This is a genomic window from Nonomuraea sp. NPDC050663, assembly GCF_044456985.1.
Classification (GTDB): domain Bacteria; phylum Actinomycetota; class Actinomycetes; order Streptosporangiales; family Streptosporangiaceae; genus Nonomuraea.
The window spans coordinates 40,537-57,146 of the sequence record NZ_JBITGL010000021.1; the positions used below are offsets into that span (position 1 = coordinate 40,537).

Genomic DNA, 16,610 nt, shown 5'->3' on the forward strand with positions numbered 1-16,610 from the left:
CCATGAGCGTCCAGGGCAGCTCTGCCAAGACGAAGTCCGCGGCACGGGAGAACGGGCAGCAGGCTCGTGAGAACGGCCAGAAGCCCAAGGAAGAGTCCGTCGACGAGACAACGGCCACTGTTGAGCAGCAGAACACCTCGCCAGAGGAGAAGCCGCTCAAGGCCGACCGGCCGCTCAAGGCCGACAACAAGATCGCCGAGACCAGGATCGCCGAGATCAGGGTCGAGGAGGAGGACACGAACGACACCGTTCGGGTCCGCCCCGTCCTGACCTCGGAGGCCCCGCCTCCGGCCCCTCCCGCCACGCCCGTGGAGACACCCAAGAAGTCCAAGACCGCCCAGGCCAGACTCCCGCGCAAGGCACACCTCGTGCTGCGCCGCGTGGAGCCCTGGTCGGCGATGAAGTTCAGCTTCGTGCTGTCGCTGGTCTGCTTCGTGGTGCTCTTCGTCGCGGTGGCCGTCCTGTACGGCGTGCTGTCCGCGCTCGGGGTGTTCGACTCGATCATCTCGATGTTCAACCAGCTCAACAACTCCGATGGGCAGAACACGCTCGGGTTCGACATCAAGTCGTGGTTCGAGCCGGTGCGCATCCTGGGGTACACGGCTCTGATCGGGGCCGTGAACGTGGTGCTGATCACCGCGCTGTCCACCCTGGGGGCGGTCATCTACAACGTCGCGGCCGACCTGGTCGGCGGCGTCGAGGTGACCTTCAGCGAAGCCGAGTAAGTCCGATGCCTGGGGGCGGCGCGAGCAGCCCCCAGGTGTTGGTAAGCTTTTCTCCGTCGCCGCAACTGGCCGGGATACGGTACGGTTTGGTGAGTGCGGGGCTATAGCTCAGACGGTTAGAGCGCTTCCCTGATAAGGAAGAGGTCAGAGGTTCAAGTCCTCTTAGCCCCACCATCGAAGTCCAGCTCAGAAGCCGGATCCCATGATCAGGGATCCGGCTTTTTGATCATCTGACCGTCGTTTGACCGTGAGTCCATCGCCGACGCTCGCAACGTCCGTGTTCAAGAGAACTTCACCAGCCGTGGGAGCGCAAGCCTCGGTGCCTGAGCCTGTGCGCGAGGGACTCCTCCTCCACGGCTCCTGCGGCCGTAGGCCGACCCGGCTGTAACGAAGAGGCGGTTTGGTCCGCTTAAGCGCCGTGGCCGGCGAGCTTCGCATCGCCGCCGCCTTCGCAGACGCGCTGGCCTGGTGGTTCTCCGTCGGCGCGACCTACCCGAGGCCGTACCCCGAGCTCGACAACGTCTCGGCGGGCGCAAAAGGGTCGTGTCCTGAGGACGGCTCAACGGAGGGCGGATCTGGTCTCCGAGCCCCGCGCAGCAGGTCAGGGAGGTCATGAATGGCCGAACGTGATGACGACCTTGCCTGCTGAGCGGCCCTGTTCCTGGTAGCGGATCGCGTCCGGGATCTGCTCGAACGGGTAGCTGCGGTCGATCACCGGAGAAATCTCACCGGATTCGAGGAGGGTGGTCAGCGTGGTCAGATTGCGTTGGTTGTCGGTACAGCGGACCACGTCGGCCACCGCGACCCGCTGGGAGACGAACGGCCCGGCGAGCATCGTGGCGAGCATCCGGCCCGCCGGGCTGATCCAGCGGCCGCCCGGGCCGCCGACCAGCACGTGCGCGCCCTTGGGGGTGAGGGCGCGACGGCAGGCGGCGGTGGAGGGACCGCCGGCGATGTCCAGCAGGAGGTCGTAGCGCTGGCGGCGCTGGGTGAAGTCCTCCCGCGTACGGTCGATGACCTCCTCCGGTCCGAGCGAGGCGACCATGGCGAGGTTGCGGGGACCGCAGACGGCCGTGACCTTTGCGCCGAGCGCCCTGGCGATCTGGACGGCGAAGGTGCCGACGCCGCCGGATGCTCCGTTGATGAGGACGTTCTGGCCGGGATAGGTGTCACCCAGGGCGATCAGGGCGGTGTTGGCCGCCATGGGGACCGCGGCGGCCTGGGCGAAGGACAGGTTGCGGGGCTTGGAGGCCAGTTCACCGGCGGGCACGCAGGTGTACTCGCCGAAGCCGCCCTGCTTGGGCATGGCGAAGACCTCGTCGCCCGGCTGGAAGGCGGTGACGCCCTTGCCGATCGACTCGACGGTGCCGGCGACGTCGGCGCCGAGGATGGAGATCTTCGGGCGGCGCAGGCCGGGGCCGCCGCCCATCAGACGGGCGATGTACGGCTGACCGCGCATCAGGTGCCAGTCGTAGGGCTGGACCGAGGTGGCGTGCACCTTGACCAGGACTTCGCCGGCGGCGGGTTCGGGCTTCTGGATCTTGGTGAGGTGCAGCGCGTCGGCTGAGCCGTACGAGCGCAGAAGGAATGCTCTCATCACACTCGTCAGCGTAAGAACGGCACCCGCGCCGCTCATCAGCCGAAAGTACGCCTGATTGGCAGCCGATAGAACGCCTCCGAGGCAGCCTCGCGCGCGATGCCCGAAGCGGCTCGGCTCGCCACGATCGAGGCATGAGGAGTCGTACCATTCCGGCCGCGCTACTGGCGCTCAGTGCCGTTCCGATCGTCGCGGGCGCGATCCGCATGACTGAACTGTCCGTGGGCGCGGCGATCACGCCGGACAACGCGCGCTTCTTCGCCTCGCCGCTTCCGGTGAGCCTGCACATCGCGGGCGCGACCGTCTATACCGTGGTCGGCGCTTTCCAGTTCGCGCCCGCTCTGCGGCGTAGCCGTGCCGGCTGGCATCGCGCCGCTGGGCGGGTGCTGGTGCCCGCGGGGCTGATCGCAGCGCTCGCCGGGATGTGGATGACGCTGTTCAGCTCGCTGCCCGAGGCCGACGGCACGCTGCTGGGCGTCTTTCGCGTGATCTTCGGTACGGCCATGGCCGCCTCGCTGGTCCTCGGCCTGCTCGCGATCCGGCGCCGTGACATCGCCGCCCACCGGGCCTGGATGATGCGCGCCTATGCGATCGGCCTGGGCGCGGGCACGCAGGCGTTCACGCTGCTGCCGTGGTTTCTGATCGTCGGCACGCCTGGACAGCTGCCCAAGGCGTTGCTGTCGGCTGCGGGCTGGCTGATCAATCTGGCGGTCGCCGAGTGGGTCATCCGCCGGGCCTAGAGGCGGTTGGTCTCGTAGGCCCACATGGCGATCTCGACGCGGTTGCGGGCGCCGAGTTTGGCCATGAGGCTGGCGATGTGTGATTTGACCGTGCTGAGCGAAATATGCAGCTCATCGGCGATCTCGCCGTTGGTGCGTCCGCGCGCCACGGTCAGCAAGATCTGCTCCTCCCGCTCGGTCAGCGTCTCGATCGGCCGCACGGGCGGAGAGGCGGGCCCGGTGCGGGAGAAGGCGCCGAGCAGCCGCGCGGTGACGCTGGGCGCGATGAGCGCCTCGCCGCTGGCCGCGGCGTGGACGGCCTGCGAGAGCAGGGCCGCGCCCGCGTTCTTGAGCAAGAAGCCCTTGGCCCCGGCGCGCAGTGCGGCGTAGACGTACTCGTCGAGGTCGAAGGTGGTGATGACGACCACGGCCAGCGGGTCCGCGACGTCGGGCCCGGCCAGGCATCGGGTGGCCTGGATGCCGTCGAGGCCGGGCATGCGGATGTCGAACAGGCAGACGTCCGGGCGCAGGCGCCGGGCCAGTTCGACCGCGCGCCTGCCGTCGCCAGCCTGGCCGACGACCTCGATGTCGGGCTGGGCGTCGAGGATCATGGTGAGGCCGGTGAGGACGATCTCCTGGTCGTCGGCGACGAGCACCCGCACGCTCACGACCGCCTGCCCGCCCGGGGGAGGACGGCGGTGACCGTCCAGCCGGTCTCGGGGCCGGGACCCGCCTGGCAGGTGCCGCCGAGCAGCTCGGCGCGTTCGATCATGCCGATGATGCCGTAGCCGGGTCTGGGGGCGGCCGGGGGTGAGCCGTCGTCGGTCACGCTCAGCCGTACGCAGTCCTCATCCGCGCTGACGCTCACCTCGATCAGTTCGACGTGGCGTCCGTGCCGCCTGGCGTTGGTGACCGACTCCTGCGCCAGCCGATAGAGCGCCGCGCCGACCGACGGCGGCAACTCGCCAAGGTCGCCGGGGAGATTCACCTTCACGGCCGGTACGGCGGAGCCCTGCGTGGCCAGCTCCGCGAGATCGGCGACCCCGCGCCCGGGTGCCAGTTCGGGCGGCTGGTTCTGGCGCAGCACGCGGACCATGCTGTTCATCTCGGCCAGCGCGCGAGCCGCCTCCTCCTCGATCAGCTTCAGCGCGTCCGTCGCTGCGTCGGGCCGCGACGCGGAGGTGGCCAGCCCGGCCTGCGCGCGGATCGCCATGGCCGAGACGTGATGGGCCACGGTGTCGTGCAGGTCGCGGGCGAGCTGGGCGCGTTCGAGCAGCTTGACCTGGTCCAGCTCGCGCGAGCGAGCTCTGGCCCGGTATCGCAGCGCGATGCCGAGCGTGGTGGCCGCCGACATCACGGCGAGCGAGCCGACCACGTCGGAAGGCTGCGTACGGCCGAAAGCGGTCGAGAGCCCGAGCGCCGTGATCATGGCGGCCAGCCCGATCGCGATCTCGCGTCCCGATCCCCAGCGGGCCAGCGCATAGACGAGGATCAGCAGGTAGACGAGGGAATATGCCTCCGAGGGCACGCCGCCGGTCAGCAGCGGCGCCAGCGTCGTGGCGGCGAAGACGATCAGGAGCATCCGCAACGGATGCGTCCGCCGCCACAGCAGCGTGGGCACCAGGACGAGACTGAGCGTCACGGCGACGAACCGGTCGGGCAGGTCGGGGCGGAGGAAGCCCTCGAGCAGCGCGACCGGCACGAGCACGCCTACGAGCACCCAGTCACGCGGCACTCGCGCGGGCGGATCGGGGGGACGCGGTTCGTTCCACAGGGAAAGAAGAACGGCGTGCACGGCCTTATGGTACGACTTGCCCGCTCAGCTCGGGATCCGCCGACGCAGGCCGTACGCCGTCTGCACGCACGGCTGACCAGCCTGCGCGGCCATTCCACCGGACCAGATCGAGCGCGAGCTCAGCCGTGTGTGCAGTAGTACGCGGTCAATGTCCGCTGGTGGAGCCCACAATGCGGAGGATGGGCGGACCCGGCAGGGCCTGTGTCCGAGGAAGGAACAGCCATGTGGCCAGCGGTTCACGCACCGTCGGAGGACGAAGCACGCAGGTCGAGAACGATCGGTGCGAGAAGAGGCGCGATGGTGGCACTGTGGCGGGTTGCGATCGTCGTAACCGGCGTGATCGGGACGGTGGCACCGCTCCCGGCGTTGCCCGCTCTGGCGGTCGGGCGCACGTACCTCGTCCTCAACACCAGCGACTCCGGATTCGGGAGCCTCCGCGACGCCATCACGCGGGCCAACGACAACGCAGGTGCGGATGTGATCGCCTTCAGGATTCCAGGGGCGGGCCCACATGTGATCGTCCCGGGACGACGCCCGCTCCCGGCGATCACCGACCCTGTCGCGATAGACGGCTTCACCCAGTCCGGCGCGATTCCGCCCAGTGAGGTGGCGCCTGCGACACTCAAGATCGAGATCGACGCCTCGAACGTGAACGCAGGGATCGGGCTCGACGTACGGACCAATGACAGTCTCCTGACCGGGCTCGTGATCAACGGTGCGCCGTTGGCCGGCGGAGCGCTTCACACCGACATCAAGCTGACAGGTCACCGCAACCGGGTCACCGCGTCACATATCGGCACGGACATGAACGGCCAAGCAGCCGTCACCGCCGGATATGGCGTCCAGATACACGGCAACGACAACGTCATCGGCGGCTCGGCGGTCGAACGCAACGTGATCTCCGGCCAATACGGCGTGTGGGTAACGGGAGGAACCCGCAATCTGATCGCCGCCAACCGGATCGGCACCGACGCCTTCGGATCCGGAGGTCTCGGCGCCGGTATCGCCGTCCGGTGCATCTCGATCGAGGAAGCCGACGCCACTACGGTGAGCGACAACCTGATCTCAGACTGCGGTACCGGTGTGTACGTTGCGGGAGACCAGAACAAGCTGCGGGGCAATCTCATCGGTACCGATGTCACCGGCACCAGGGCAATCGGCAACGGTGAGGGAATCTGGATCCACGGTGGCGACGGCAACCAGGTCGGCGGTACCGGTCCCGGCGAAGGAAACATCATCTCGGGCAACGACTGGTTCGGGATCGAACTCTCCCAGAACAACCTCGAACTGCCCGACGCCAACGTCATCCAAGGCAACAGAATCGGCGTCGATGTCTCCGGAGCGGTGCCGCTGCCCAACGGCGGTGCGATCCCTTTCGGCAAGGGCATCACGGTTGCCGCCGGAACCGCCAACGTCATCGGTGGCGCAGAATCCAGCGCAGCGAACGTGGTCTCCGCCAACACGGGAGACGGTATCGATCTCTCACCCGCGTCCACCGGAACCCGCGTCATCGGCAACCGGATCGGGACGGACCTGACCGGGACCGCCGACCTGGGAAACTCCGAAAGCGGCATCGAGATTGGCGGCAGTGGCAACCAGGTGGGCGACGGCAGTGTCGCCGGCCACAATGTCATCGCCCACAACGGCCACGACGGTGTGGAGATCACGAACGGGACGCACAATTCCATCCTGGTCAACTCGATCCGGCGTAACAGCGGACTCGGCATCGACCTCGCCCCGGACGGGCACAACACCGAAAGTCTCGAACTCGACCCGCTCGACGGCGATGTCGGCGCCAACGATCTGCAGAACGCCCCGTCACTCGTCAGTGCTGTACGGACTCCCACTGCCATCCAGGCCACCTGGACCCTCGACAGCCTGCCCCGGACGGAGATGCGCATCGAGTTCTACTGGAGCGGCGCCTGCGATCCGATCGGGTTCGGCGAGGGTCTTCTCCATCTTCCCGGCGGCCTGACCACGATCACCACCGGCCCAGCCGGTCATGCCGACGGCACCGCCGAACTGGCTGCACTGCCGACCTCCGGCGTGATCACCGCCACAGCCACCCCACTCGCAGCCGACGGCAGTCCGACATCCACGTCAGAGTTCTCCGAGTGCATGGTGATCCGGGAATGAAGCCCATCGAGACAATGATCATCACGGCCGCGGCCTCGCTCCCGAGCGCCACGTCCCCGTTGAACGGCAGCTGTTGCGGTGATGAACATCTCGGGGGTGGCTCAGCTCCAGCCGGTGGGGGAGGGGGACGAGGACCTCCAGCGTCTCCCTGACCATGGCCCGGGCCTTCTCAGGCGCCAAGAACGTCGTGCAAGAGCGCCGCGCGGATCAGGATGGTGTCGCTGCCCCCGGCATCTGCGGCTGCTGTCCGAGGCGGGCGTCGTCGAGGTCACCAAGCGGGCCCAGCAGTGGTCGGAGCGCATGGATCGCCTCGGCGCCTTTCTCGACGACACCCACGACACCTGGTCGTCTCCGGCATCGAGCAGGTCGCCGAGGCGCTGGTCGAGCGCAAGGTGGAGGTGACGACCTTCGCCACGTGCCTGCGGCCGGTCCGCTTCGCTTGTCGGTGACTCATTGCGCCGTCACGTCGTGGAGTCCTGATAGCCCTTGGCGTGCAACGCGTACAACGTGGCGTAAAGATCCCCCGCCGCCATCAGCTCCTCATGGCTCCCGACCTCCCGGATCCGGCACTCATCAAGCACCACGATGAGGTCGGCACTCCGGACTGTGGCGAATCGGTGGGAGACGAAGACCGTGATCGTGCCTTCGTCCGACTGGGCGGCCGTCGCCTGAAAGCTCCTGAAGATCTCGTACTCGGCGGCCGGGTCCAGGTTGGCCGCCGGCTCGTCCAGGACGCGGAGCAGCGGTGCGGCTCGCATCCCGGCCCTGGCCATCGCCAGCTTCTGCCACTGCCCGCCGGACAGGTCGGTGCCGCCCGGGAAGGTGGCCCCGAGCTGGGTCCGGAGGCCGTGGGGGAGCAGCCCTGGAAGCGCCGAGGCGCCGGCCCGGTCGAGGGCGCTCTCCGCCGCGGGGAAGTCGTCGATCCGGGGCAGGTCGCCGAGCCCGACCGATTCGTGCAGGAGGAACTCGGGACGCAGGTAGTCCTGGAAGCACGCGGTCGTACGGCTGCGCCATGCCTGCAGGTCGTAGTCGGTGATGTCCCGCCCGGCATAGGTGATGCGCCCCGAGGTGGGCTGGTACATCTGGCACAGCAGCTTGACCAGCGTGGTCTTGCCGGCGCCGTTCTCGCCCACGATGGCGACGGTGCTTCCGGCGGGCAGCCGCAGGGACAGGTCGTCCAGGATCGGCCGCGCGGCGCCGGGATAACGGAAGGTGAGGCGGTCGAGCACGAGGTCGTGACCGGGCGGCGGGGGGACAATCGAGCCGTTCTCCGCCGTGGCGACGGCCTTGGCGTGGTCGTCGAGCCAGAGGTAGTAGCCCACCGTGCGGACGGAGCGTTGCAGGAACGACAGCATGGTGATCATGCCCGAGACGTTCGAGGTGAGCTGGGAGCCCAGCGACAGGGTGAGGACGACGTCGCCGGGGGTGGCCTTGCCCTGGAGGGCGGCGGAGACGACCAGGTAGAGGGCGCCGGCGAAACCGAGGCCGAAGAGGGTCCAGCCGCCGCTGGTCCACAGGGTGCTTCGCCACTCCGCGCGGCGCTTGGGGCCGTCGACCCGTTCCTGGAGGTCGCGGTGGCGTTCGGCGAGCTCGCCCTGCAGACCGTAGACGCGGATCTCCTTGGCCGACAGCGGCGAGGTGACGAGGGCGAACAGGGACTTGCGCAGCCGGTTGGGCTCGGTGGTGATCTCCTCGGCCTGGGCCGTGGCACGCTCGCCCCGCCGTACCGCCAGGACGGTAGGCAAGGCGAGCAGCACCAGGAAAAGCAGTTCTGGGCGGACACTCATCAGCAGCGACACGGTCAGGCCGAAGGTGATGAGAGTGCGCGCGTTCTCCACGATGATGCCGAACGCGCCGCCGAGCCCCTGACGGTGGTTGCGCAGCAGGTCGAGCCGGTCCTGGTAGGCGGGGTTCTCGTGGTGGTCGAGCTGGGGCAGGGACCCGCAGAGGGTCATGATGCGCTGGTCGAGGACGAGCCCGACGCGCAGCTGCAACTGGATGCGCGCCTCGGCCACGAGTGTGCTGGCCAGGAAGGCGACGACCAGCGCGCCGGCCATCAGAGCGGCGGCACTCGTCATGCCGGCCAGGTCGGCGGCGGTCGCGGAGTCCACCATCAGGCGCAGCCCGATCGCGGTCACCGCGGCGATGGCCCCGCTCACTGGGGTGAGCACGAGGACGAGCAGGGCCTTGCGCGGGTCGGCGCGGAAGGCGGCGGCGATGAGCAGGGCGGTGCTCCGCCCCAGCTTGCGCGGGGTCATGCGGTCATCGACCAGCTCAGACACGGTGCGTCTCCTGGAACGGTGCGCTCTGGAGGGTGAACATGTGGGCGTACTGGCCGCCGAGCGCCATGAGCTCGTCGTGCGAGCCGTACTCGATCACCCGGCCGCCGTCGAGCACGCAGATCCGGTCGGCCAGCCGTACAGTCGCGAAGCGGTGGGAGACGAGGATCGTGGTCAGGCCACGGGTGAGGTCGAGGAAGTGCTCGTAGATCTCGGCCTCGGCCCGGACGTCGAGGTTGGCGGTGGGCTCGTCGAGGATGAGCAGCTTGGCGCCGTGCTCGACCGCCAGGAGCGCGCGGGCGAGTGCGACCCGCTGCCACTGCCCGCCGGACAGGTCGGTGCCGCCCTCGAACCGACGGCTCAGCGGGGTGTCCCAGCCGGCGGCCAGCCGGGGGAGGACCTGGTCGAGCTTGGAGACGGCGGCCACCCGCGCCAGCGCGGCGTCGGAGCGATCGGCGTCGAGCCTGCCGAAGCCGACGTTGTCGCGCAGGGGCAGCTCGTAGCGCAGGAACTCCTGGAAGACGACGGCGAGCTGCCTGCGCCACGCCTTGACGTCCAGCGCGTGCAGGTCCTCGCCGTCGACGGTGATCCGGCCGCCGTCCGGCTCGTACAGGCGGGACAGCAGCTTGACGATCGTGCTCTTGCCCGCGCCGTTGACCCCGACGATGGCCAGCGACGACCCGGCGGGGATGTCGAGGTCGAGCCCCTGGAGCACCTGACGATCCGGGTAGCCGAAGCTGATGTTCTCCAGCCGGATGCCCTGCGCGGGAAGACCCTCACCAGGCAGTACGGCAAGCCGCCGGTGCGCGGGTTCGATGCCGAGCCGCCCGACGGCGACCGCGTGGGGAACAGCGGTGCTAGCGTGCGTCAGCATCCACTGCACGTCACCCAGGAAGCCGAGCAGCGAGATCCCGGTGATCGCCTGGAGCGCGACGACGATCGACTCGACGCCGAGTCGGCCGTCGGTGACCGCGAAGGCGAGGTACAGGAAAGCGGCGACGTGCGCGACCCCGACCAGCGCGAGACTGATCGTTTTCACGAGCGTGCTGCCCATGCTGCCCGCTGTGCCGGTGCCCTCGTGCCAGGCGCGGGTGAAACGGTCTAGCAGCCAGTCCTGCCAGCCGAAGACCCGGATCTCCTTCGCGGCCGCGTCACCGATGGCCAGGTCCCTGGCGTAGGCGGCGTGGCGAAGTACGGGCATCGTCCCGGAGCTGGCGGCGACCGTCTTCTTCAGGTCACGCAGCCGCCACCGGGAGAGCAGGATCCACACGGCGGCCAGCGGGAGCGGCAACCACCATTCGACCGTGGCCAGGGTGATCGCCGCGGCGAGCCCGCCCAACCGGCTGGAGACGAGCCGCGCCAGCGAGGTCACCGCGTTGCCCGGCGGGTAGCCGGTGTTCAGGCCCTGCGCGAGCTGGATGCGGTCGGAGACGACCGGGTCGGTGAGATGCTCGATGCCGATCGGCCGGAGCGTGCCTTCCAGCGTGGTCTGTGTGAGCATCGCGGTGAAGCGGCGGGCCAGCGAGTTGCCGAGCGCGGTCTCGACGGGGTCGAGGGCCAGCCGGAGCACGTAGATCGCTCCCAGGGCGGCCAGGTACCAGCCGACCGCGCCCGAGCGCGTCGCCAGCTCCGCCACCATGGCGCCGCTGGTGAGGATGAAGCCCGCGCTCAGCAGCGCGTCCAGCACCACCAGGAACGACAGCGCCGCGGTCAGCCCTGGCGATACCGCGGGCAGCGCGCGGATCACGGCCAGCACGCCGGTGTGGTTCTTGGTCGTGTTGTCGCTCATCGCAGCCCCAGCGTCGCCAGCCATCGCCGGTCGCCCCCCTCCACGGTGAGCAGGGCGGCCAGCACGCCGCCTGCGCCGTTCATCAGCGACCAGTCGGTGGCCGCCAGCTCGGCGACCTCCTCGTGGCGGTCGAGCAGGTAGTCGGTCAGGTGTGTGGCGAGTGCTTGCGCCCCGCCGAGCGGAGTGTGCCTGGCGAAGGCGTCGAAGATCAGCAGGATGCCGGCGGCCCCGTGGCAGAGGGCCAGATTCCGCAGGTCTCGATCGTCGTCGTAGGCGGTGACGAAGGAGGCCGCCGCTTCGAGCGCGAACGCGGCCAGTTCGTGATCGCCGAGGATGCGGGCCGTCTCCCACATGACCCAGGCGTTGCTGGGACAGCCGTAGCACCAGGCTTGGAGCGGGCGGCTCGGGAGGTCGACACCGATGCCGTGCGACCAGGCGTAGACGCCGCGGCCGTCGGGACGGCACTCGGCGATGAGGCGTCCGGCGAGGCGGGCCAGGGTGGTGGCCAGGTCGTCGCTCAGCCCGTCGGCTTCGGCGGCGGCACACAGGGCGATCATGATCCCGGGCAGGCCGTGGGCCAGGCCGAGGTTGACGTGGCCGATGTTCCACCGGCGAGGGTGATCGTTCTGGTGCTCGCCCACCCGCAGCCGTGCGAGGTCCGGCGTGGCGCAGAGCCGGAGCAGATGGCCGGTCAAGGGCGCGCGGGCCGTGGCGGGCACCTCCGGATCGGCGGCCAGCGCGACCAGGATGCCCGACGGGCCCACGATCAGGTCGTAGTCCGGCCACCCGACCTCGCTGTCCCGCCATGTCGTGGCGGCCAACTGCGCGATCAGCGCCTCGCGTTGCGCGCCGACGGGTCCGGTGAGCTTGGGCCAGGTGGACGCGGCAATCCGCAGTGCGAGCAGGCGTTCGGCGGAGCCGCCGAAGAGGCCCAGCCCTCGGGGTGCCTGCTTCAGCCCCCGCAACCAGGAGGTCAGCGCGCGAGTGGCGTCCTGCTCCGAGAGCGCCTCGGCTACGACCGGCATGGCCGCGTCGGGAGCGACCTGCGGGAGTTCGTCCAGCAGCCGTCCGAGGCGAGCCAGGCTGGGTGATCGTTCCTTCACGTAGGGCATGGAGGGCCTTTCGCCAGAAGATGGCGGCGCACAGGGCGTGCGCCGCCATCACTTTCCCGGTGAATCAGGGACGTGGAGGGGGGTGGCGTCCCTTGGGTGAACCCGGCTGGTCAGATCAGCGAGGCGCGGTCCGGAGGCAACTGCTTCCGCACCACCACCAGCTCGGGTTCCACCGGCGTCGCAGCGTGGATCTCCAGGTCGTCGATGAGGTCGTCGATGAGCTCGTCGACACGTTCCTGACCCGGCTCGGGCACGGTGTTCGCGGACACGTGAGCCCTTGTCGGATCAGCAGTTGCAGGTGTTGGTGATCTGGCAGTCCTCGGTGACGGTGCCGCCTTCGCGGACAGCGTGGACTTCCAGGTCGTCGATGAGCTCCTCGACCTTGTCCTGGGCGGGCTCGGGGGTGGTGTTCTCGGACATAGAGGTTTCCTTTCAGGGTTCAGCAGCGCAGGTGCCGGAATCAGATCGGGATCGAGGGTGGCCTCTCCGCCAGGGAGTGGCTTTCCGGTCAGCAGTTGCAGGTGCTGGTGAGGTTGCAGTCCTCGGTGACGGTGCCGCCTTCGCGGATGGCGTGGACTTCTAGGTCGTCGATGAGCTCCTCGACCTTGTCCTGGGCGGGCTCGGGGGTGGTGTTCTCGGACATAGAGGTTTCCTTTCGGTTGCGGGGTGTTGAGGGTGGCTCGGGTGGCTAGCCGCAGTCCCAGGTGAGGGCGGTGCAGTCCTCAGTGAAGGCGGACGCCCTGGGTGGGACGGCGTGGGTCTCGAGGTCGTCGATGAGCTCCTCGACGCCGTCCTGGCCAGGATCGGAAACGCTGTTGTCGGGCATGGCGGCTCCTCAGCGGATCAACAGGGGCAGGAGGCGGTCGGGTTGCAGATCTCGACGCTCCAGAACGATCCGCCCTGGTTGACCGCGTGGACTTCGAGGTCGTCGATGAGCTCGTCGACCTGGTTCTCAGGTTCGGGAGCAAGGTGGTCTGACATGGGTTCGCCCTTTCAGCCGCAGTCGCAGGTCATCATGGTGAGACAGATCTCCACGCTCCAGAACGATCCGCCCTGGTTCGCGGCGTGGACTTCGAGGTCGTCGATCAGTTCGTCGACCTGGTCCTCAGGGGTGGGGTTGTCCGGCATGACGGGTGTCCTTTCGATCAGCCGAAGGCGCAGATTCGGGTGCAGTTGACGGGCTCCTCGATGGCCGGCGAGGCGTGCAGCTCCAGGTCGTCGATGAGGGCGTCGACCCGGTCCTCGCTGGGCTCAGAGGTGGTGGGTTCTGGCATGAGGAGCCTCCTGTGCGCTTCTTCTGACACCGCTCGGGCGGCCAGTTCCTGGGGGGAGAGGTTGTACGGCAGGCGGATCAGGAGCTCGGCGGCCACCGCGTCCCCGGCGGCACGGACGGGCAGGTCTCCCGGCGATGGGACCATCTCCGTGATGATCAGGCGCTGCGGATGGTCCTCGGCCTTCACGAGGGCCTTGACCATCTGCTCGATCACCCGGGGTGCGCGCACGCTCTCCAGGTCGCACCCGACCGGCTGCGTGCCGTACCGGTGATGGGAGAAGAAGACCCAGCGGGGCAGGCCGAGTTCGGCGCGCAGCCGGTCGAGGGCGCGGAGTTCGGTCAGGTCGCCACCGCCGATGAAGGAGAGCCGGGCGGGGTCGAGCGACCATTGGGCCGGGGAGACGATCAGCGTGCCGGCCACCGTGATCCGGGGGACGAAGTCGCGGCCGGGATGGGCGCCAAGCGAGAAGCCGAGCCGCGGGGTGTGCGAGGCGCGTGCCAGGGAGCCGGAGTTGAGGATCTCGGTCAGGACCGTCCAGGGGGCGGTCGCGGTACGCGTCGCGTGCTGCACGATGCGCACCGGGCGGCCGGCGTGGGAGATCACGACCCGTCCGTCGGCCTGGTGCACGGTCAGCTCGCCCAGTGGCAGGAAGCCGTCCGGGTCCCAGGAGGGCCAGTACTGTCCGCAGTACGGGTCTCCGGTCCACGACCTCGTGTAGCGGGGGCGGCGGACCGCGTTTGCGGCGCGCTCGGACAGCGGCGGGTAGAGCACCTCCACGGAGGGCAGTCCGGTCAGCCGGTCCAGCTCGTGGAGGAAGGCCCGATAGTCGTCGGCGGCGGGTACGGATCCGTGCAGCCAGCGCAGAGCGTCGACGAAGCGGGAGTCGAGCACGCCGGCCGGGCTCGATCCGTCGAGCACCCAGCCGCCCGAGGCCAGCGGCCTGAGCATGACGTCGGTGGGCCAGGCGAGCGCCGCCTGCGGCGCTCCCAGCTCGTCGAGCGTGTCGGCGCCGATGTCCACGGGGCCGTCGGCGGCGGCGATCAGCGCGAGCAGCCGACCGTAGGCGGAGCCGGGGCTCTTCGCGGCCGGCCAGCCTGTCCTGTGCCGCCCCCGAGGGGGCGGCGACTCCTGGCCGGCGGCCTCCGCCACGAAGACGTCCATGAGCGGCCGTGGCTGTTCGCCGATGCGGTCGAGGAAGGCGGGCGGCGTCGGTGAGTGCTCGGCCCTGATCAGCGCGTGGATCCGGCGGTACTGCTCGAAGGCGTGCTGCAGCGTCGCCAGGTCGGCCGACAGGGGCTCTTTCGCCCGCCGGTACACGTCTACGAACCCGGTCTCCGGCGGCGTCTCCTGCTCGGTGATCGTCCGCCACGGGCGCCGCTGACGGTGCGGAGGAGCCGACACGTCCAGGATGCCGCGCCGGGCGAGCTTGCCGAGGAAGGCGGGTGACACCTGGGGCAGCTCGCGGGTCAGGTCACCGACGCTGCGGGCGCGAGCGCCGAGGGCTTCGACGATCCTGTCGAGGCCGGCGGCCAGGCGGACCTTGCAGGACATCATGTCGCGCGAGCCGGGCTTGGTGGTGTCACGGGTCCAGATGGCCAGGCGGCCGTCGTCGAGCCAGTGCAGCGGGGTGAGCGAGATCAGGTGCTCGGGGTCGAGCGGTTCCGCGCCGGCGAGATCGACCCGGTGGGTGTGCACGTTCTGCGTCCACTCGACGGCGGCCTCGTCGGTCACCGAGATCCCGGCGACTCCGTGTAGCTCCACCTCGGAGAGGTGGAGCAGCGCGACGTGCCCCAGCCAGCCGCGCGGGGTGGTCTTGACCGTGCCGCGGGCGATCATGCGCCAGAGGTATTCGCTGCTCCGGCGGAGCCGCTTGGAGGTCCAGGGCTCGCCGGCGGCCAGGCGGCGGCGGATGTCGGCGGCGATGTCGAAGCTCTCGCGGTCGTGGGTGAGGCTGGAGCCGATCAGGTCCCAGGGGAGGGAGAGGAGACGCTCGTGCTCGGTGTCGAGGTGGCGGCCGGCCTGCTGTTCGAGGTCGCGGACGAAGCCGGAGAGGCGTTCGTGCTCGTCGAGGGCGGGTCGCAGGGCTTCGGGGACGATCGGGCGAAGAGCCGTGGTGGCGGGGTGCTTGCCCTGGTGGAGGCTCCGCCGTACGGACAGGACCAGGCGGCGTTCTGCGACGGGGAGGGTGGGCACGAGCTCGCCGAGGCGATCGGCGAGGGTGGCGGCCTGGGCGCGGTAGCGCGCGTCGGCCTGCTCCAGGAGACGGATCAGCTCGAAGAGGCCGGGGGCCGAGCCGGCCAGCCACGTCCTGATCGGCAGGCCGGCGATCCGGAGCAGGGCGCTCATACGCTTCCCTCCACCCCGCGGATCAGCAAGGCCTCGGTGAGGAGCGACTGCCGGGCGCCGGTGAGCCCCGCGCGGTTCCAGTGGAAGATGATCACGAAGGCCGCCGCCTCGCGCGGGCCTATGAGGGCATGACCGCTCTCGAAGTACTCCTCGAACCAGCGGGGCCCCTCCGCCCGCACCACGCCGTCGTACTCGTCGGCCAGCGCGACCGCCTCGGGCGAGAGTTTGGCCGCCAGTTTCTCCCTGGAGGGCCAAGCCGAGCGCAGGGCCGCGGCGAGGGTCTGGACACGCGGATCGCTCAGCGCGCCCGGTGCGGCGCGGCCGTGGCGCCGCAGCCGGTCCCAGACGTCGAGGTCCTCCCAGCCGACCACCTTCAGCGTGGACAGCAGCGACTGGATCATCAGCAGCGACATCGCCCAGGTCGGGCCGGGCGAGGTCAAGCGGTGGAAGCCGAGCCAGGCCAGGGAGTCGGCGGTGAAGACCCGGTGCACGCTGCGCATCGAGGACTCGCCGCCGAACAGGTAGGTCTCCGGCTCGTAGACGCCGGGGCGCCACTGCTCGATCAGGCCTTCCTGCTGCCAGCCGGTCAGCCGCTCGGTCACCAGGTCGCCGAAGCCTGCGGGAGCCTGGAAGCGGATGCGGAGTCCGGGGGCCTTGTGCATGAAGAAGAACTCGGTCGCCGCCCCCTCGGCCAGCGCGGGGCGCGCGAGGGACTCCAGGTCCGCGTACACGTCGCGGTGGGCCTTGAGCCCGTACTGGATCCAGGGCTCCGACGGGGCCTTCGGTTCGATCAGTCGCACATGAGTACTGTCGACCGGGCGCTTCAGAGCCGGATCAT

Annotated in this window: 17 protein-coding genes and 1 tRNA gene; 4 read left to right on the plus strand and 14 right to left on the minus strand. The window is 69.5% G+C overall.

Annotated elements, in window-relative coordinates; genetic code table 11:
• The first annotated feature begins 2 nt into the window (after positions 1-2).
• Both ACIBH1_RS41795 and ACIBH1_RS41800 read left to right on the plus strand, forming a co-directional pair.
• Positions 3-725: a DUF3566 domain-containing protein gene (locus ACIBH1_RS41795; RefSeq protein ID WP_397319630.1), complete on the plus strand. Its 723-nt coding sequence runs from the start codon at positions 3-5 to the stop codon at positions 723-725.
• Positions 726-822: 97 nt separating this feature from the next.
• Positions 823-899 (plus strand) — tRNA-Ile (locus ACIBH1_RS41800).
• Positions 900-1,335: 436 nt separating this feature from the next.
• Here the strand turns inward: ACIBH1_RS41800 and ACIBH1_RS41805 are convergent.
• Positions 1,336-2,322 carry an NAD(P)-dependent alcohol dehydrogenase gene (locus tag ACIBH1_RS41805; protein ID WP_397319631.1) on the minus strand — a complete coding sequence of 329 codons (987 nt, stop codon included), beginning with the start codon at positions 2,320-2,322 and terminating at the stop codon, positions 1,336-1,338.
• A 134-nt stretch (positions 2,323-2,456) separates the two neighbouring features.
• Here ACIBH1_RS41805 and ACIBH1_RS41810 point away from each other — a divergent pair, with 134 nt between their 5' ends.
• Complete coding sequence (locus tag ACIBH1_RS41810; RefSeq protein ID WP_397319632.1) at positions 2,457-3,062, plus strand: DUF2306 domain-containing protein; 606 nt, start codon at positions 2,457-2,459, stop codon at positions 3,060-3,062.
• Here ACIBH1_RS41810 and ACIBH1_RS41815 read toward each other — a convergent pair.
• Both ACIBH1_RS41815 and ACIBH1_RS41820 read right to left on the minus strand, forming a co-directional pair.
• The gene (locus ACIBH1_RS41815; protein ID WP_397319633.1) at positions 3,059-3,709 is read right to left on the minus strand and encodes a response regulator; all 651 of its coding nucleotides are present in this window, start codon (positions 3,707-3,709) and stop codon (positions 3,059-3,061) included. The two genes, ACIBH1_RS41810 and ACIBH1_RS41815, sit on opposite strands and share 4 nt — an antisense overlap.
• Complete coding sequence (locus tag ACIBH1_RS41820; RefSeq protein WP_397319634.1) at positions 3,706-4,836, minus strand: sensor histidine kinase; 1,131 nt, start codon at positions 4,834-4,836, stop codon at positions 3,706-3,708. Before ACIBH1_RS41820 ends, ACIBH1_RS41815 begins: the two co-directional genes overlap by 4 nt.
• A gap of 297 nt (positions 4,837-5,133) precedes the next feature.
• Between ACIBH1_RS41820 and ACIBH1_RS41825 the strand changes: the two genes are divergently transcribed.
• A complete protein-coding gene (locus ACIBH1_RS41825) occupies positions 5,134-6,972 on the plus strand; it encodes a NosD domain-containing protein (protein ID WP_397319635.1) in 1,839 nt (612 codons plus the stop codon).
• Positions 6,973-7,433: 461 nt separating this feature from the next.
• Here ACIBH1_RS41825 and ACIBH1_RS41830 read toward each other — a convergent pair whose 3' ends face one another.
• The 11 genes from ACIBH1_RS41830 to ACIBH1_RS41880 form a co-directional block, all read right to left on the minus strand.
• Positions 7,434-9,254, minus strand: coding sequence for an ABC transporter ATP-binding protein (locus ACIBH1_RS41830; protein ID WP_397319636.1), 1,821 nt, complete (start codon positions 9,252-9,254; stop codon positions 7,434-7,436).
• Positions 9,247-11,040: an ABC transporter ATP-binding protein gene (locus ACIBH1_RS41835; RefSeq protein ID WP_397319637.1), complete on the minus strand. Its 1,794-nt coding sequence runs from the start codon at positions 11,038-11,040 to the stop codon at positions 9,247-9,249. The genes ACIBH1_RS41830 and ACIBH1_RS41835 overlap by 8 nt, the downstream gene beginning before the upstream one ends.
• Positions 11,037-12,143, minus strand: a complete 1,107-nt coding sequence (locus tag ACIBH1_RS41840; RefSeq protein ID WP_397319638.1) for a lanthionine synthetase LanC family protein — start codon at positions 12,141-12,143, stop codon at positions 11,037-11,039. Before ACIBH1_RS41840 ends, ACIBH1_RS41835 begins: the two co-directional genes overlap by 4 nt.
• Before the next feature lie 119 nt (positions 12,144-12,262).
• Positions 12,263-12,421: a hypothetical protein gene (locus tag ACIBH1_RS41845; protein WP_397319639.1), complete on the minus strand. Its 159-nt coding sequence runs from the start codon at positions 12,419-12,421 to the stop codon at positions 12,263-12,265.
• A gap of 16 nt (positions 12,422-12,437) precedes the next feature.
• Positions 12,438-12,572 (minus strand): hypothetical protein, encoded by a 135-nt coding sequence (locus ACIBH1_RS41850; RefSeq protein ID WP_397319640.1) that lies wholly within the window; start codon positions 12,570-12,572, stop codon positions 12,438-12,440.
• A gap of 88 nt (positions 12,573-12,660) precedes the next feature.
• A complete protein-coding gene (locus ACIBH1_RS41855) occupies positions 12,661-12,795 on the minus strand; it encodes a hypothetical protein (protein WP_397319641.1) in 135 nt (44 codons plus the stop codon).
• A gap of 45 nt (positions 12,796-12,840) precedes the next feature.
• Positions 12,841-12,978, minus strand: coding sequence for a hypothetical protein (locus ACIBH1_RS41860; protein WP_397319642.1), 138 nt, complete (start codon positions 12,976-12,978; stop codon positions 12,841-12,843).
• Positions 12,979-12,995: 17 nt separating this feature from the next.
• A complete protein-coding gene (locus tag ACIBH1_RS41865; protein WP_397319643.1) occupies positions 12,996-13,133 on the minus strand; it encodes a hypothetical protein in 138 nt (45 codons plus the stop codon).
• Positions 13,134-13,145: 12 nt separating this feature from the next.
• A complete protein-coding gene (locus tag ACIBH1_RS41870) occupies positions 13,146-13,280 on the minus strand; it encodes a hypothetical protein (RefSeq protein WP_397319644.1) in 135 nt (44 codons plus the stop codon).
• Positions 13,281-13,297: 17 nt separating this feature from the next.
• Positions 13,298-15,772: a lantibiotic dehydratase gene (locus ACIBH1_RS41875; protein ID WP_397319645.1), complete on the minus strand. Its 2,475-nt coding sequence runs from the start codon at positions 15,770-15,772 to the stop codon at positions 13,298-13,300.
• Positions 15,769-16,572 (minus strand): thiopeptide-type bacteriocin biosynthesis protein, encoded by an 804-nt coding sequence (locus ACIBH1_RS41880; protein ID WP_397319646.1) that lies wholly within the window; start codon positions 16,570-16,572, stop codon positions 15,769-15,771. Before ACIBH1_RS41880 ends, ACIBH1_RS41875 begins: the two co-directional genes overlap by 4 nt.
• Positions 16,573-16,610 lie beyond the last annotated feature (38 nt).

Coding starts and splice junctions, on each gene's coding strand:
- ACIBH1_RS41795 (WP_397319630.1), top strand. CDS start 3: ATGAGCGTCCAGGGCAGCTCTGCCAAGACGAAGTCCGCGGCACGGGAG.
- ACIBH1_RS41805 (WP_397319631.1), bottom strand. CDS start 2,322: ATGAGAGCATTCCTTCTGCGCTCGTACGGCTCAGCCGACGCGCTGCAC.
- ACIBH1_RS41810 (WP_397319632.1), top strand. CDS start 2,457: ATGAGGAGTCGTACCATTCCGGCCGCGCTACTGGCGCTCAGTGCCGTT.
- ACIBH1_RS41825 (WP_397319635.1), top strand. CDS start 5,134: ATGGTGGCACTGTGGCGGGTTGCGATCGTCGTAACCGGCGTGATCGGG.
- ACIBH1_RS41835 (WP_397319637.1), bottom strand. CDS start 11,040: ATGAGCGACAACACGACCAAGAACCACACCGGCGTGCTGGCCGTGATC.
- ACIBH1_RS41850 (WP_397319640.1), bottom strand. CDS start 12,572: ATGTCCGAGAACACCACCCCCGAGCCCGCCCAGGACAAGGTCGAGGAG.
- ACIBH1_RS41855 (WP_397319641.1), bottom strand. CDS start 12,795: ATGTCCGAGAACACCACCCCCGAGCCCGCCCAGGACAAGGTCGAGGAG.
- ACIBH1_RS41860 (WP_397319642.1), bottom strand. CDS start 12,978: ATGCCCGACAACAGCGTTTCCGATCCTGGCCAGGACGGCGTCGAGGAG.
- ACIBH1_RS41865 (WP_397319643.1), bottom strand. CDS start 13,133: ATGTCAGACCACCTTGCTCCCGAACCTGAGAACCAGGTCGACGAGCTC.
- ACIBH1_RS41870 (WP_397319644.1), bottom strand. CDS start 13,280: ATGCCGGACAACCCCACCCCTGAGGACCAGGTCGACGAACTGATCGAC.
- ACIBH1_RS41875 (WP_397319645.1), bottom strand. CDS start 15,772: ATGAGCGCCCTGCTCCGGATCGCCGGCCTGCCGATCAGGACGTGGCTG.